The organism is Curvibacter soli, assembly GCF_029211125.1.
Taxonomy (GTDB): Bacteria; Pseudomonadota; Gammaproteobacteria; order Burkholderiales; family Burkholderiaceae_C; genus Curvibacter_A; species Curvibacter_A soli.
The window spans coordinates 1-611 of sequence record NZ_JARGEN010000091.1; the positions used below are offsets into that span (position 1 = coordinate 1).

General features: G+C 62.8%; 1 protein-coding gene. It reads left to right on the top strand.

Annotated elements, in window-relative coordinates:
- The coding region (locus tag PY257_RS16160) for an EF-Tu/IF-2/RF-3 family GTPase (RefSeq protein WP_275743674.1) at window positions 1–611 on the top strand (611 nt) is incomplete at both ends.

A 611-nucleotide genomic window follows, 5' to 3' on the forward strand; every position in this document is an offset into this window, starting at 1 on the left:
TACATCATCGTCTTCCTCAACAAATGCGACATGGTCGACGACGCTGAGTTGCTCGAACTCGTCGAAATGGAAGTGCGCGAACTCCTCAGCAAGTACGACTTCCCCGGCGACGACACCCCCATCATCAAGGGCTCGGCCAAGCTCGCCCTCGAAGGCGACAAGGGCGAACTCGGCGAAGTCGCCATCATGAACCTCGCCGACGCCCTCGACACCTACATCCCCACGCCGGAGCGCGCCGTCGACGGCGCCTTCCTCATGCCCGTGGAAGACGTCTTCTCCATCTCCGGGCGCGGCACCGTCGTCACCGGACGGGTCGAGCGTGGCGTCATCAAGGTCGGCGAAGAAATCGAAATCGTTGGCATCAAGCCCACGCTCAAGACCACCTGCACCGGCGTGGAAATGTTCCGCAAGCTGCTCGACCAAGGCCAAGCGGGCGACAACGTCGGCATCCTGCTGCGTGGCACCAAGCGCGAAGAAGTCGAACGCGGCCAGGTGCTCTGCAAGCCCGGCAGCATCAAGCCGCACACCCACTTCACCGCCGAGGTGTACGTGCTGAGCAAGGACGAAGGCGGCCGCCACACGCCCTTCTTCAACAACTACCGCCCGCAGTT